4 protein-coding genes are annotated in these 14,984 nt (G+C 55.8%); 3 read left to right on the plus strand and 1 reads right to left on the minus strand.

The features are described 5' to 3' along the window. The first annotated feature begins 310 nt into the window (after positions 1-310). The 3 genes from traD (at position 311) to ACT6Y9_RS03055 (ending at position 14,333) form a co-directional block, all read left to right on the plus strand. Entirely contained in the window at positions 311-2,356 is a 2,046-nt protein-coding gene (gene traD / locus ACT6Y9_RS03045; RefSeq protein ID WP_443743469.1) for a conjugative transfer system coupling protein TraD, read from the plus strand. 308 nt (positions 2,357-2,664) lie between these two features. Continuing rightward, the gene (locus ACT6Y9_RS03050; RefSeq protein WP_443743470.1) at positions 2,665-10,668 is read left to right on the plus strand and encodes an ESPR-type extended signal peptide-containing protein; all 8,004 of its coding nucleotides are present in this window, start codon (positions 2,665-2,667) and stop codon (positions 10,666-10,668) included. Positions 10,669-10,811: 143 nt separating this feature from the next. Next, the gene (locus ACT6Y9_RS03055) at positions 10,812-14,333 is read left to right on the plus strand and encodes an ESPR-type extended signal peptide-containing protein (RefSeq protein ID WP_443743471.1); all 3,522 of its coding nucleotides are present in this window, start codon (positions 10,812-10,814) and stop codon (positions 14,331-14,333) included. Between the two features lie 59 nt (positions 14,334-14,392). Here the strand turns inward: ACT6Y9_RS03055 and ACT6Y9_RS03060 are convergent. Beyond that, on the minus strand, positions 14,393-14,984 hold a 592-nt coding region (locus ACT6Y9_RS03060), incomplete at its 5' end, for a hypothetical protein (RefSeq protein WP_443743472.1).

Consider the following 14,984-nt stretch of genomic DNA (forward strand, 5'->3'; position numbering starts at 1 on the left):
GTGCCGCATTCCTCCCCCACCTGAAGGAAGGGGACTCCTGCGGCAATCCTGTTGATAAGCTAAGCGCTCGCGGTGCGGATTTGGCGCGCTCGACCACCAGCTGCACGTCCGCCGGTTCCTAGACTCCTCTGAGAGCCGATTTTTCCTCCCTGTTTCCTCTTGCGAAGCAGGACCTCTTTCGGCATTTCTGGAATTTCCATCCGCCCGTACAGCTCATGCACCTCGTGCACCTCGTGCAGCTCGACGGGCGGTCTTCCTCTGGAGCATCTAGGGCTGAATAGGGCTGAAGCCTCTGGAGCAGGAGCACGTTGTGGCCTTGAGATACGATCCGACCGCCTATGAGACGTGGCGGCAGAACTTTGAGATGCGGCAGGCGCTCGCGTGGTTCGGCGGCTGTGCGTGGTACTTCGTCTGGGGCGACCTCTTCGGCGCAAGCGGAGCGACGCTCTGCTGTGCTCTGTGCTGCGCCCTGATGGGCCTTTGGCGCTTCAAGCCCGCCGTGCGGCGCCTGCACATGACGCTACGCCTTGCCGGCACGCCGCTCCCCTACATCGACTTCAAAGAGCTTCAGCAGATCCTGAATGACCCCGTGCATCAGAACGACATGTGGCTTGGGCGCGGGTTCGCGTGGGGGCAGACGCAGGCTCAGCGCGTGTCCGATCTCCTCAAGCGCGACTGGCACAGGACCTACCGCGAGGCGTTGGGGGCGCTCTACGTGCTCACATTCATGCGCAAGAACCTCGCGCTCTGCATCTTCAAGCCGTGGAAGGCCGTGCACGTCTACAAGGAGATTCAGAAGCGCGTGTCGGATGCGCAGGGTCAGCCATGGATTCACGGCGTGGGCGACGGTGAGGAGGACATCTTTCAGCCTGTTTCCCACACGGAAGGCCACACGCTCATCATCGGCACGACGGGCTCGGGCAAGACCAGATGCTTCGACCTTCTGATTTCGCAGGCGATTCTCAGAAATGAGACCGTCTTCATCATCGACCCGAAGGGCGACCGCGACCTGCGCGACAAGGCGAGGAGGGCGTGTGAGATGCTCGGCCGCGGCGACAAGTTCCTCTCCTTTCACCCGGCGCATCCGGAAGAGTCGATTCGCATCAACCTTCTGGCGAACTGGACGCGCCCCTCTGAAATCGCAGACCGAATTTCAGCGCTCATCCCCTCGGCTTCGGATTCAGACCCCTTCAAGAACTTCGCCTTCGGGGCTTTGAACGCCATCTGCAACGGGCTCTGCTCGGTCTACCGCAGCCCTACGTTGAAGAACCTCAAGCACTACCTTGCGGGCACCGGGTCCGGCGCCGTTTCAGGGCTCGTCATTGATGCGCTCAACACTTATCTGCGCACCTCACGTCCCGACCGCGTAAAGGAACTGGAGACCTACATCGCCGGGCAGAAGAAGCACGACCGCGAGTCGATCGCCAACGCGCTCGTTGAGTACTACCAGACCAATGGGCCGTCGGATTCCGACATGGACGACCTCGTGAGCATGTATACGCACAACCGCGAGCACTTCGGGAAGATGATCACGTCGCTTCTGCCGATCCTCTCGATGCTCACCTCCGGCGTCTTGGGCGACATGCTTTCGCCTCCGGAATCCGTTGAGGAAAAGCAGAAGCATACCTGGCGCGATACGAACGACTTGATTGCATGGAACCACGTCGTCTACGTTGGTCTGGACTCCCTTTCCGATCCGATGGTGGGCTCCGCTATCGGCGCGCTCTTTCTCTCCGACCTCGCGTGTGTCGCCGGCGCCCGCTACAACTTCGAGGGCCTAGAACCCGAAGTGGGTCAGGAAGTGTCCAAAGGAGGGTGGGCGTCGAACCTCCCCATCCTTGGCCGCTTCTTCAAGAAGCTCGGAAAGCCCAAGGCCCGAACCGTCAACATCTTCGTGGACGAGGCTGCCGAAGTCGTCAATACGCCCTTCCTTCAGATCCTCAACAAAGGCCGCGGCGCACATCTGAAGCTCTTCGTCGCGACGCAGACGATCTCCGACTTCGTTTCACGCATGGGATCGAAGGACAAGGCCAATCAGCTTCTCGGCAACCTCAACAACCGCATCTCGCTCCGATGCATCGACCCGGACACTCAGAAGTTTGTGACGGATGCTCTTCCGAAAACAAAAGTCTTCTCCATCCAACGTACCCAAGGGCTTTCCACGACGGTTCATGAACCGGTGCCGCGGGGAGGCAGTCTCGGCGAGCGCCTTGCCGAAGAAGAGGTGCCGCTCTTCTCCCCGCAGCTGCTCGGGATGCTCCCGAACCTTGAATTCATCGCCTCCCTCTCCGGCGGACATGTCATCAAAGGGCGCTACCCGCTCATCCTGAGCGACAAGAGCGAATACAAGGCCTAACGCCGCAGGAACGCGCCTGTGCTTCTTCTGTGGGAAAGGAAAGCCTATTAATCGGCATGAGCGATAGACTGACGCTATCGTCAGGGATCGCGACGTGCGTTTTCAATGGGCGTTACTCCAGGTCGTGCAACAGAAAGCAGAAACTGCTCTCTGTCGTGTCGGCTGAAAAATCACGGTTTCTAGATTGAAAGTGTCGAAATTCGCCTTTTTATCTGATGGGCGGTTTTCGCGCAGGACGACTTGTCATTTAAGGGTTAACCCGGTGCTCCAGGACGTCTCCCTTCAATTCGATTTAGCCTGAGTTCACAATGAACCGTGTATATAAAACTGTTTGGAATGCCTTGCGCGGCCAGCTTGTGGTCGTGAACGAGGTGACTTCCGCACATGCACAGGCCGATGCTTCCACGAAGACGGGTAGCGTCGTAACCAAATCCCAGCCGACGCCGCTCTTTATCTTTACCAGGACTGCGATGACGATGGCCCTCGCGGGAATTTTGGCAAGTCCGCTCGCCATGGCCGCGCCTGCTGCATCTGCGATTACTGAGGATACGTCGGCCTGGACGGTGACGGATCCGGACGGCACGACCGTCATTAACGAAAATTTTGACACGACGGGCGGCAAGTTCGGTGCTGTTGACATGTTCAATGGTTGGGGCAAGTCCGGTTCGGGCGAACTCACCAACAAGGTGCAGATCGGTGCCGGATCTACGGTGACTGGCGGTGTTTTCGGCTATGACGACGGCACCGATGACTTCTGGGGTGATGGTGAAGCATCGAATTTCGGCGACCGCAATTCTGCCGGTCTGCTTCGCTACCACACCATGATGATCGACGGCACTCTTAAGGATGCCGCTACGTACCATGACGTTGCTTCCAACTCGGAAAAAGCACAGGTCGGCACGATCAACTGGATCAATCGCGTGGCTGTCGGCGATGCGGGCGTTGTGAATGTTCAGGAAGTTCGCGTCGCTGAAGCTCTTGTCAATCGTGGTGATGTGACGGTCAAGGATCTCTACGTCAAGGATGGTGCAAAGATTCAGAATGACGGCACGATCCATGCGACGAATGCCGTAATCGGCACGAAGGCCGACATCTTCGACAAGAATACGATTGACATCAGCGCCATTGCGAAGACGGGTGCAACCGGCACGACGTTTACCAACGCGGGTACTGTGACGGTTGACGGCACGATGACGAACTACGCCAATGTGACGGATACCGAATCCGCAGGCAATTGGACGGTCAACAAGTTCATTAACGGGCAGGTTGCCACGACGGCGGGTGACGAGATCAAGTCTTCCATGCAGATTGCCAAGGATCTGCACGTCAAGGACACGCTGTGGAACACCGGCACCATTGAGGTCGGCGGCAATCTTACCGTCGACGTTTACGGCACGGGTACTGAAGACGCTGCCGACAAGGTTGAAAAGGAAGACAGCGGCACTTCGTTGAATTACACGAGCACGACTTACACGAAGAACCTCGGCACTCTCAAGGCCGGTTCGATGAATCTGGCCGGCGTGAAGAACTACATCACGGATTCCTACCTGGAAACTACGGACGGCACGGCCACTTCCTCTCTGGGTACCGTGACCAATGGCGGTACGATCAAGCTCGCAGGCAATGCCAATCTGACGGCTCTCAATCAGATTGAAGCCTATTCGAAGGATGCGACAGGCAGCACCTCGACCCCTGTCATGCCGACTTTCACGGCTCAGAAGGACGTGTCGATTGCGGGCCTTCTCAAGAACGTCGCCCGCGAATACACCTATGACGCGAATGAAACGGGCGGCGTCATTGACGTTAAGGGCAATCTATCGGCTCAGGACATTGTGTCCACGGGTTCGATTACGGCGAACAACCTGACGTCGGGCAAGGATGTCTTGAACTACGGCGCGATCAAGACGATTGGCAATCTGACCAGTACGGCGACGGTTAACAACCGTGGTTCTGTTGTGACTGGCGGTAAGCTCACGGCGAATACGCTGAATACGTATGAAACGGTAACCGCCGATTCTGCCGACATCACCAAGCTACATGTCGAAAAGAATCTAACGATTTCGAATAATGCCGAAGTTCAATTGCTCGAATACGGGAACGGTACGGTTCGGTTGAACAACGTTTTGTTGAAGGACAAGGGATACGTCACCGGTAGCGAAGATACTGACCTTGGTAAATACGGTATTTTGAACAACCTCGATGATCGTGATGAAAGTAGCAGTATTTATGTTACTGGCAAGATTACCGTTGACGAGTCGTTGAACGGCAAGTTAGTTGACATCGGTTCCTTTAATCATGCGGAATACGCAGAGATCGACGGTGGCAACAGCGAACTTCGGTTGAACAATCGCGGCGATGCGACGACGGATGCCGCTTCGACGATGATTTTGAACGGGAACGTGAAGGCTTCTCAGATTAATAATGAGGACGTGATTGTTGCCAAAAACATCAATTTGGACGTCGATTACATTGACAACGGCACCGTTGAAGAACACAACGGCCTCGGCGCGAAGCTGACTGGCGTCAACCAGATCAACTCCAAATACTACGTCTCCAATGCGGGCATCTTAGAGGCCAAGACTATTTCCGGAGGCGCACTGTTACTGGGCTCCACCTATCTGGAAAGTTTCTACAATCCCGACAATCCTGATGATGTTGTGGACTACGGATTTGACGGTAATGTTACGACAAAAGCAGAAAAAATTAATGCAGCGAGCGTCAAGTTCATCGGCAAGCACCTGAAGTCCAAATTGGAGTTGACAGGAACGGATGAATCGACTGTTACTGGCGACTTTAACTCGTATATCGCAGGCGTTGAAAGCTCCGAAAATTCGCAGCTGACAAAAGTTTCCAGCAAGGGTTCGCTTAACATCGGCGGCGCATTCAAGAATGCGAGCCAAGTTCAGATTGCCAAGAATCTGACGCTCGGCAAGACGCTTGCCAATCACGTCTATTCCAACGTTGCCGACTCTGGCAACATTGACGTCAAGGGTACGCTCAGTTGGGATGCCTACAATGACACAGCGGTAACGTCCTTCAATGACGGCAAGATCGTTGCTGGCATTCTTCATGGCGCAGGCATTGACAACCATGCAGGCGCAACGATTGAAGCCACCAATGCGGCGGCTAACTCTTCGCTTGGCACCGTGTCCAATCTCGGTACAATTACGCTCGCCGGTACGTCCACGTTTGATGCCGTTACCAATGCCAATACCATTACGCTCGCCGGTGCGGGTACGATGGCAAGTCTGAATCAGACGGCTGGTACGACGACGGCCAACGATGCGCTGACGCTCAACGGCGACAGCTCTGTTGCGGGTACGGTTGCCGTTACGAACAAGCTCACGACCGCAGGTCTCCTGAGCAATGCGGGCGCAATCACCGCAGGCTCTGCTGAAGTGGCCAAGCTGACGAACGACAAGGACGTGAACGTCACTGGACTTCTCCAGGCGACGAATACGACGACCAACAACAAGAACATTACGGCAGGCATTCTGAATCTCGCCGGTGTGACGACGAAGATCAACAGTCTTACGAAGTCCACGGATGCTGCTCAGAAGTCCACGTTCGGTGCAACGACCAACGCAGGTACGATTGAGCTTGCCGGTGCTTCCGCTTTCGGCGCAGTGACCAATACGGGCACTCTGAAGCTCGCCAAGGACGCTACGCTTGCGTCTCTGAATCAGACGGCGGGCAATGTGAACGCAGGCAATGCTGCGGTGACGATTGCGGGTCTTCTTGACAATGCCGCAGCGGTTACGGCGAAGTCTCTCTCCTTCAACAATGCCGCTTCCAAGAACGATGCAGCCGGTGTGATTACCACGACGGCAGGCGTGACGACGGGTAGCGACTTTACGAACGAAGGCACGATCAATGCGGGTACGGCCTTCAATGCTCAGGCTGGTATTTCGACCCTCAAGGGCACGGTGACGGCTGACAAGCTCGCGGTGGCAACGGGCGCAACGGTGAAGAACCTTTCCGAAACGAATGCGTTCAAGACGCTTGCTGCGAAGACGGGTTCCTTCATTGAGAACAATGTCTCGATGGCTCTGGACACCATTGCCGAAGGTGCGAACGTAACCTATAGCCAGACGGGCGGTGCGCTTACGACGGCGGATAACTCCTTCTTCAACAACTCCATCCTGAACATCTCGGGCGGTACGCTTGCCCGCACGGGCGACGGCTCGGGTGCCAATACCCTTGGCGAGGGCAATACCGTCAACATTTCCGGTGCGACCGCAGGCTCGTTCACCGATCAGACTCAGGTTGGCTCAGATTGGAAGGCAGGCCAGACCCTGGTTACTGTTGGTCTTCTCGATTCGAATTCCACGGTCAACCTGAAGTCCGGCGGCATTCTTGAGGCCGGTTCCATTGCGCTTACGGATAAGAGTCTGCACATGGACGGCGGCGCTCTGACGGCCTCTCTGACGAACTTCTTCGAAGGCGTTTCCGAAAAGGTCTACAAGATCAACGATGGTACGGAAACCACGCTCAATACGTCCGTTCTGGGCGCTTCGGATGTTTCCACCGTCAAGGACGACTTCAAGAACAACCTCGACTTTACGACCAATGGCGGTACGCTCGTCGTAACCGACAAGGCGGTTTCGCTTCGCGCTATTGCATCTGCTTCCTCGCAACTCAAGGCGATGGCAGGCGAAGGTGCGGATAGGGTCAATGTCGTGTTCACGGGTACGGCTGCGGGCGCATCCGGTGCGCTCAACGGCTTCTACTACGATACCTACCGCGAACTGAAGAACGAACAGGCCGCTCTGACCGGTTCTCACTTCATTGATCCGGGCGTCGTGTTCTCGAACATGGCCTTCGAAAACAAGGCTAACGAAGCCGGTACGTTCCGCGACAAGCTGGTGGTGGGTACGGGTGTGGCGGCTGCCGACACTTATGTGCTTGATGACTCCATCGGCTTTGCCCGCGTAGCAGGTTCTGACGATGTGACGGTCAACGGCGGCAAGACCTTTGCCCTTGTAGGTGAAAAGACGGTCGGTACGAATCTTCTGAAGACTGCCGACGGCACGATGCGCGTGACGGGCGAAGGCTCCAAGTTCGTCCTGGGTTCCAAGGGCGTTAGCGGCACGAAGGGTGTTCTCGGCACGCTGGCGGCTTCCGCAAAGGGTGCCGTTGACGTCGTGATGGGCGAATTCAATGTGAAGAACATGTCGCTCGCCGCCGCTTCCGGCAAGACGGATGCCAATGCCATCCTGAACGTGACGAACCTGACCGACGACGCGGCTTCCAGCTTCGTCAACAAGGGCAAGCTGACGGTTGCTGTGGCCGACGCTCTGAATGCGGCCTATACCAACGCAGGCACTTTCAATGTCAAGTCCGCTACGGCGCTCAACAAGAAGTTCACGAATACCGCTGGCAAGGCAATCTTCGAGCAGGCTCTCGCCGTCAATGACGCGATTTCCAATGCGAAGGATGCTCTGATTGAAGCGGGCGGCCTGACGGTTGCCGCGTCTCTCGACGGCACGTCCGCCGACAAGATGGTGAGGACTGCGGGCAAGATCGTTTCGACCGCCGCCAATACGGTTGCCGGTTCGATGATCGTTGACAAGACGGGCGGCTTCGTGGCTCTCGACAAGACCGACATTGCTGCTGGTCGAATCAACGTCTTGGGCGACAGCTCTTTCAAAGAGATCAATGTGGGTTCCAACACCCAGCGCGGCGATCTCGGTGCTGGCAGGGATGCGCTCATTCGTGCGACCGATCTGAAGGTGGCCGGCCTTGGCGCTCTGCGCCTCAAGGAAGGTGCCACGATTGTTGCCGATAAGATCAAGCTCAATGGTCGTGTCTACGGTAGCGGCGCCAACTGGACGGTTGGCCTCGTCGCTGCGGGCAAGTGGGATCAGAACAATCAGGAACGCCTGAACAACCTCATGGGTGACTATGCGAACACCACGCAATCTGTAGCGCTCATGTCCCTTGCTCCGATGCGTGCTCCGCTTCGTGCAGGCGCTTCGGCTGACGAATACAAGAGCAACGTCACGCTTGACACTGTTGAAGCTCCGAGCGCTTCCGATTTCGTAGTTGAAGGCGCGGATGTCAAGTACGTTATTGATGTTAATCGCGCTGCCTCTGACATCGACGGTGGCGAACTCGCCATCGACGTAGGTGCCAACAATGAATACAGCAGTCAGAGTGATACGGACTGGACGTACTTGGTAGGCCGTACCGACGGTCAGAAGATTAACGGTACTCTGACGTTGATGGACTCTGCCTATCTGACCGAAGGGAAGAAGATCACGGTTGAATCGACTGGTAGTCTCGTGGTCGAGGATGTGTCGCTTTCGACTCTCGGCTACCACCCGGGCTTCTTCATTGTTCGCGGCGAGCTTGACAACAAGGGCTCGATCAACAGCACCAATGGTTCCGGCGTGATTGTCGGCGGTGCAAACGGCATCATCACGACTCAGGCCGGTGCGGAAGACAACGGCAGGACGCTTGGTCTTGCTGGCAACGGGACTTACAAGGTCGCAGGTGGCGATGCCAACTATGGCAATCTGTTCATGCAGGACGGTACGCTTGAAGTTGCTTCCGGCTTCTTCGGTCTTGGACTCTCGAAGACCAATACCGCCTATGACGGCACGAAGAACGCCGTCTTTGCGACGAACAAGGCCGGTTTTGTCACCAACAACGGCAAGATCATTGTGGGCACTGTCGAAGCGGGTGAAACCGTAGGGGCAGGCTCCGTCTACTTCGGTAAGGATTCTGCGTTTGTTCTCGATACTCAGAATCTCGTTGACCAGACGATCTTCATGGGCAACAACTCCGGAAAGTTCACGGTCAAGGACGGTTCCGAACTCGTCGTCAAGAAGGCCACGTGGGGCAAGCATTACTTCCTCGCTGACGGCTACGATCTTTCCCAGACGGCCGATACGGCTTGGAACGGTGCCTACCTCATCAACAAGACGAATGACGACATGACAATGGCCGTGAGCAAGTCCGAAGGCAAGCTCATGCTCGCCGTGGGTGCTTCCACGCCGGTTGTCCCGCCGACCCCGAATCCCGATCCTGATCCGGTTGTCCCGCCGACCCCGAATCCCGATCCGGTCGTGCCTCCGACTCCGAATCCTGATCCGGTCGTGCCTCCGACTCCGAATCCTGATCCGGTTGTTCCGCCGACCCCTGTGCCGGATACGACGATTCAGGCTCTGTCCAAGAACTTCAGCGTGCCTGGCGTCATCAACGGTCTCATCAATGACGACACGAACGTTGCTCTGCGCGATCCGAACTCCGCCAAGGCCGATGTCATGTTCATCGAACGTGTGCTCGACAAGGACTACGTGGGCAAGACCTCGACCGGTGCCCTTGACGTTGTGAAGGCTACGCAGGTTTGGAACTCTGCCGTGCAGCTCTCCGCTGCTTCCGGCATGAACGCCTACGCGCTTTCCAACGTTACCGACACGATGGGAACCATGGAAGTTCACGCTTCTATGACCAAGGGCGCAACGCTGTGGGTCAAGGCTTCGGGCAAGTACGGCAAGACGGACAAGCTCGAAAGCGACGGCGCAATGAAGGGCGGTTATGAAGCCACTTCCAGCGGCTTCATCTTCGGTGCTGATGTCGTCAATACCGACGCCCTTACGCTCGGTGCGGCCTTCAGCTACACCAATGGCGACCTTAAGAGCCAAGGCAATTTCACCAAGACGGACACCGACGCCGAAATCTTCGGCGGCAACCTCTACGGTGCTTATCGCATTGGCGATGCGGCCCTCATCGGTCACGCAGGCTACGGCTATGCCACGGGCGAAGCCAAGCAGAGTTACCAGGATATGAAGGGCAACGCCTACGCCATCAAGGGTGACGTTGACTCGGAATTCCTGACGCTCGGTCTGCGCGGCGAAATGTCCTTTGAACTCACCAAGGGCCTGATCGTCATGCCTCATGCCGGTCTGCGCTATGTGCATTCCAAGGCCAAGGGCTATGACATCACCATCAACGGCAAGGACGCCTGGAAGGTTGATTCGGAATCCTCCGACATCGTTCAGGTTCCGGTCGGCGTTGCTCTGAAGGGCAATCTCCGTGCCAAGAACTGGTGGGTCAGTCCCTATGCGGACGTCTCGCTCGTTCAGAGCTTTGGCGATACGGATTCGAAGGCTACCGTGCACGCTACGGGCTATCAGGCTTCTGACAGCTACTCGTATGACGTGACGGGCAAGACGGCGGGCGAACTGAAGCTCGGCATCAATGCTTCGAATAAGAACCATACGTTCGGCCTGTCCTACACGGGCGGCGTTGGCACAAAGGGTTCTCAGACTCACAGCGTGACTGCCAACTACAGCTATAGCTTCTAAGCAATAGCTTTCTGATTCCGTCTGGGGCGGAGGGCGTGTTCGCACGTTCTCCGCTTCGGGCGGACTCTTTTAGAAAGCATTGCCGTTGGAAATGCTGTCCAAAAGGGTTCTGCAAATAAGCTGACAAATCTCAGGGAGAAGATATGAACCGGATTTACAAGCGCATCTGGAATGCTGTGCGTGGGTGTTCCGTGGTGGTGAGTGAGCAGGCTGGCTCTGGTCAGGCGAGGGGATGCGGGAAGAAGGTTGTGCTTGCGTCGGCTATTTGTCTCTTGACTGGGACAAGTTTCGGTAATGATGGTGCAATCCTGTACGAAGCCGATATGGTCTCCGAAAAGCCGAATCTCGTCATCGGAAATGACGGGGATATTACCAAGTCGTTCGGCTATCGCACGATCACGGGTACTGACACGATCACCGTGAAGGACGGCCTTGAACTGACGCTTGTCGGCAAGGGCGAGAACGACTACGCGGCTACGGGTGCATTGACGCTTGCAGGCGGCACATTGAATCTCGGCGTTGACAATGCCGCCGTGACGCTCAATGCAGGCAGGCTGAAGGATCTGACTTTTGGCGACGGCGGAAAGCTCAATATCGTCAAAGGTAATTACACCATCGAGAATGCTACGGGAACGATTGGTGATGGCGGGTTTAAACTGGCCGAAGGCGCAACCCTGAACCTTCACGGCAAGGATCTCGTGATCCAGGCTACTGATGTTACTGCAGTCAATATTTCTAGTCGCAGAGATTATGGCGGCATTATTGTTGGTGATATTCGGTTTGATGGAACTATGACTGTGAAGGGAGGAAATAAGAGGGATGCCTTTGGTATTGATGGCGGCAAGATCACGAATAGCGGCACGATTACAGTGACGGGTGGGACAATAGCTAATGGTATTGATGCCAACGAGTTCACGAATAAGGCAGGCGGAACGTTAAAGGTGTCGGGTGGGACTGGAGAGGCTACCCACGGGATGGATAACGGCACAATCACGAATGAAGCTGGCGGCACGGTGACTGCGACGGGAGGGACTGTAAGAAATAGCATGGGGATTTATTACCCCACGATCACTAATGGCGGCACAGTGAATGCAACGGGTGGAGGTGCAAGAGGTGCTACAGGTATTTATGGCCCCACGATGACGAATAGCGGCACAGTGAATGCAACGGGTGGAACTGAAGCTTCTGCTCATGGTATTGATGGCGCCATAATCACGAATAGCGGCACAGTGAATGCAACGGGTGGAACTGAAGCTTCTGCTTATGGTATTTTCGGCCAATCGATCACAAATAAGACCGGTGGTACGGTGAATGCGACAGGGGGAAGCGAAAATTCTTATGGCTACTATATGTGGGTCGGGACATTTCAGAATTCCGGCACACTGAACCTGTTGGCCACCCATAAGCTGAATGCGTTTTATGGCGTAGGATTGAAGCAGACGGAATCCACCGGACTGATTTCGGGGAATATGCTCGCTTTTGCGGACTATGAGGCCACTGATTCTTCAAAACCCGCCGAAAAAGTGGAGGCTATTGGAGCCGTTGATACATCTGCTTTCTATGACTCTGCGCCCGGAGGCATTAAGCAGTTGGCTAACTTCCTTCAGTCGGACATTTCCGGCGGCACGATCCATATTACGGATACGGATTTCTCTGCCGAAGCTCAGGAACAGATTAAGAAGGCTTTCTATAATGCCGGTGTTGGTACAGGTGTGAACGTTACGTTCGGCGGCACTGGATCGCTAAGTTTTGGCGTCGGAAAGACCAAGGTCGTGGATATTGCACACGCCAGGAACTTCCTAAATACTGCTGCTAATGTCGGCGCAATTCTTTATCAGGACGACCTTGCGGACACAACGGACTTGTATGTTAGCGCGTATTCGAGTGGCCTGAATTCCATCGGCTTCCGTTCCGTGGCTTCCAAGTCCGTTTCAATCTTCAGCGGCAAGGCGCTTACCCTTCTTGGCGACGGGACGAAGCTCGCCGGCGATGCCACGGGTCTCGTGAGGATTTATGGTGCTCTGAATCTTGGCTACCTGCATGAGCTTACGAAGTCTCAGAAGCAGGGCGGCGTTCTGGGCAAAGTGTATGTGTTCGGGACGGGCGTCATGTCCGTTGCGGCTGTTGACGACCTATTTGAGATTGGCGAAAAGCTGTCGTTGGAGGGGAATGCCAAGGTGAAGAATGCAGGCAAGCTCGTCATCAACAAGCTTTCTCTGACCGGCAAGAACACGAGCATTCGCAACGACGGAACGATGGCTGTCTCGGCTGTTGACGGTTCGAACTCGAATCGAACGTCCGTGCAGAACACGGGTGTTTTGTCTGTGGATTCGACAAAGAATCTCTCGATTCAGAACAAGGGAACGGTGGTCGCCAATGAGGTTTCAATCGGTGCTCTGGATCGCGTTGAGAATGGCGGTACGCTCGTGGCCGACAAATTCAAGTCCAATGGCGTTCTGATAAATCGCGGCAACGGTCAGCTCGTGATCGGCATTGTTGCCAAGGTTTCCTACCTGACGAAGCATCTTGAAGTAGCCAAGGAGATGTACGACGCGGGCGAAACGTTGCCCGAAGCAGTTATTGAAGCGTTGAAGTCTGCTGGGATGATCCCGGCAGAGGCTGCGGCCAATGAAGCGGCAATGCTGCCGCTTGACGACCGCGCTCTTTCCGACGAGGAAGAAGCGGTTGCGCTTGCGGTTGACGAAGGCGAGGGCGAAGCACCGGCTGCGGATGAATCGTCAGAAGTTGCAGAAACTGCTGATACATCGTCTTCTGCTTCCGAAACGAAAGCACCGGTTCGAACGATCGAAGACTTGATCCGCGAATCCCGCGAACGTGCGGCTCGTGAGGCTGCACGGGTGCATCGCACGATTCCGACGACGGTTGGCGCTCTCACGTCTGCGGCTCGCGTTGCGGCGTCTCAGACGCTGGATGCCATCGAATCTCAGACCGTTGCCAATGGCGACGGTCTTTGGGCAACGGCAGGCTACGGCAAGTCTGACTTTGATGCCTATCGCACGGATCGAAGCGGCATGCTTTTCGGCGGTCAGGGTTCAACTGAAACCCTCACGCTCGGTGCTGTTCTGAGCGCGGGTACGGGCAATGTCAAGAGCGACAACCTTGCATCACAGGACTGGAACGACGTTGGCGGTTCGGTTTACGGTGCTTATCGCTTCGGCCCGGCGGCTCTCACTGCTTCGGCATTGTACGAACGTCATGAGGGCAAGGCACAGGGGCAGAAGCGTCATGCGGACGTTCTGGGCGCATCGCTGAAGGTGTCTGCCGATGCGTCGATTGGCGGCATGACCGTGACGCCGTATGCAGGCTGGCGCGTGATCGGAGTTGATCATGCCGATGCTGAGGATCGCGTCGTCGTGCATGAGCTTCCTGTCGGCATCAAGGCTGTCGGTAGCTTTGAGGCAGGGTCATGGCGCATTTCCCCGTCTGCGGACGTTGCCTATGTCCCGACGCTTGGCGACAAGAAGGTTCGCATTGAAGGTACGAACACGAAGTCCGTGATTTCGGGCGACTACGCTGTGACTTACCGTGCAGGCCTTTCTGCAGAAAAGGGCAATCTGGCATTCGGATTGATCTACAGTGGTTTGTCGGGCGACAACGGACTGCAAAGCCACAGCGTACAGGCCAATGTGCGCCTCGCCTTCTAGCCTGTCGTCATCTCAATAGGAAAAGCCTCGCCACTTTTTATTGTGGTCGAGGCTTTTTCTTATTTGACGCCGTTCAAAACCCAATACCTGTTCTTGTTCTTGTCCGGATCATTTTCATTCTTCAGTTCAAGTCGAGCTGTTGTTTGGCTTTCTTTTGTCTCGAAGGTGGCATTGCCGGCGGCATCGTAAATCACGGTCAACGTGAACTTGGTGACGGCGATGCGCTTGTCCTTGTTGGATTCATTGGCGTCCGCCTTGTTCCCGAGGAGAATGTCGATTGTTCCGCTACAGCTGGTGCCTGTTTGGCATACCCATCCCTTCCATTGTTCACGGCTGATGCGCCAGATGACGTTGCTGACGTCAAGACCGGCGTTGGCCATGGCACCGGCAACTTTGGCGGTAAGGGTGTTCTCGTAGTTTCCTGCTTCCGAATCCAACTCAGCACTTTTGATTCCGACAAAGAGACCGGACAGGCTTTTGTAGCTTTTGTATTTGCCCAGATCCATCGATTCATCTTGGAATGCTGCCTTGAACCAGTCCACAAAGGCGAGGCCGTCCGTGGGCGTGACGATCATCGAGCCGGGGGCGTGAATGTTGCAAGTGACGGTGAAGAAAAAGCCCTTGTTGCTTCCTGCGGGAGTCGTTTTAATG

This window comes from Sutterella sp. (assembly GCF_052272535.1).
Classification (GTDB): domain Bacteria; phylum Pseudomonadota; class Gammaproteobacteria; order Burkholderiales; family Burkholderiaceae_F; genus Sutterella.

Bases quoted from the DNA above. Each gene is read 5' to 3' on its own strand.
- ACT6Y9_RS03050 (WP_443743470.1), top strand. From the start codon at position 2,665: ATGAACCGTGTATATAAAACTGTTTGGAATGCCTTGCGCGGCCAGCTT.
- ACT6Y9_RS03055 (WP_443743471.1), top strand. From the start codon at position 10,812: ATGAACCGGATTTACAAGCGCATCTGGAATGCTGTGCGTGGGTGTTCC.